Source organism: Chrysiogenia bacterium, assembly GCA_020434085.1.
Classification (GTDB): Bacteria; JAGRBM01; JAGRBM01; order JAGRBM01; family JAGRBM01; genus JAGRBM01.
Window position 1 is genome coordinate 1 of the sequence record JAGRBM010000523.1, and the last position, 1,690, is coordinate 1,690.

Annotated in this window: 2 protein-coding genes; both read left to right on the forward strand. The window is 66.1% G+C overall.

Translation table 11 applies throughout. The features are described from left to right. The coding region (locus KDH09_17515; protein MCB0221500.1) for an HAD family hydrolase at nucleotides 1-510 on the forward strand (510 nt) is incomplete at its 5' end. Nucleotides 511-583: 73 nt separating this feature from the next. Further along, nucleotides 584-1,561 carry a hypothetical protein gene (locus KDH09_17520; protein ID MCB0221501.1) on the forward strand — a complete coding sequence of 326 codons (978 nt, stop codon included), beginning with the start codon at nucleotides 584-586 and terminating at the stop codon, nucleotides 1,559-1,561. The last annotated feature ends 129 nt before the right edge of the window (nucleotides 1,562-1,690 follow it).

The window sequence follows — 1,690 nt, forward strand, 5'->3', positions numbered from 1 at the left end:
CGTTACGAGAACATCGTTCACGCGCTCGAACTGGAGGTCGAAGGCGAGGAATCCAGGCGCCTTGCCCATGAACTGGTCGAGGCCCACATGCGCGCCATTGCGCGCTCGACCCGCGCGGTAGAGGGCGCCGCCGCGTTGCTCGATCGCCTGCATGCCAGGGGAATCGGCGTCGCGCTGATCTCGAACTTCGACTACACGCCGGCGGCCGACTGGATTCTCGATCACACAGGCCTGCAGGGGCGCTTTGACAAGGTGATCATCTCCGATGCGCTGGGTCTTCGAAAGCCGCACGAGAAGCTCTTCGAGGACGCGATGAGCCACTTCGGCGCGAGCCCGGCCGAAAGCCTGCACATCGGCGATACCGCGCTGGCCGACATCTGGGGCGCCGGGCGCCTGGGAATCCGCACCGTGTGGATCAACCGCAAGGGCGAGGCCTTCCCCCACGATGAGCACGCGCCGAGCCTGGAAATCACCAGGCTCGCCGAGCTCCTCGACTACCTGCCCGATTGAGCCGGCCTTCGGGTTGGTCCCCCGCGCGCCCTTCGTGCTATGACGCCCCGGTCAGTTCTTCCGGGGGGTGCCAGTGAGCAAGGTTGCCATTCTCGTCAATCCCAATGCCGCGCGTAACGCGCGGCGCGCGGATCTGCAAAAACATCTCGAAGAGCGCTTCGGTACCAAGGTGGAGTTCATCCTGACGAAGGATCTGGACGCCCTGGCCGCCGAGGTGGGTCGCATCCACGAGCGCAGCCTCGACCTGCTGGCCATCTACGGCGGCGACGGGAGCTTTCGCCACTTCTACGAGACGTGGTTCAACACGCTTGGCGAGGACGCCGTGCCCCCGCCGGTGCTGCCGGTCGCGGGCGGCAGCCAGAACTACATGGCGCGCGATACGGGAACCTATCTCGGGCGCAGCGGCACGAAGAAGCTCAACGCGCGGCTGGGGACCGGCGAGTTCGGTGAGCATCTCTACACCTGGCACCAGCGCAACATCCTGCGCGTCGAGGATCCGCAGGCCGCCGCCACGCAATACGCCTTTGTCTACACCGACGGCCTGTTCTGGCGGGTGGGCAAGCGCTACTACGAAATGGGCGCGACCCAGTGGGCGGCGGCCAAGGCGCTCTTCGGCACGCTGGCCGCCGGTTTTGCCAGCAACCCCGAGAGCTTCGGCGGGGTGATGGCGCCCGACCCTTCCGAGGTCGTGCTCGACGATGACGCGCGCTTTGGCGGTCACCTGGCCATGCTGCTCAGCACGCTCAACACGCTGCTCCTGAACCTGCGGCTTTTCCCCGAACCCGATGTCACGGGCGAGGGCTTCCATCTCTTCGCGCTCTCGCGCGAGCAGCTCCGCCAGAACATCGTGCGCTTCCTGCAGATCGGCTGGAAGGGCGGGCAAGGCCACCACTGGCACGAGCCCGGCATCCGCACCGGGGTTCACAACCAGGTAGAGGTCAAAGGTACGCCGGGCTACGCGCTCGAAGGGGAGATCATCACCCCGGCCGGCGGCCCCACCGATCTCACCATCACCCTGGGCCCGAAGGTGCGGCTGGCGCGGATGGTGTGAGTTGCCCGCAAACTCCGCGTACTTGTCATTCTGAGCGGAGCGAAGAATCGGTCCCGAGTCGGCGTTGCCTGATTGAACGCGATCCTTCGCTGCGCTCAGGGTGACAGGTTGTTTGAGTGGTTCGGCCCC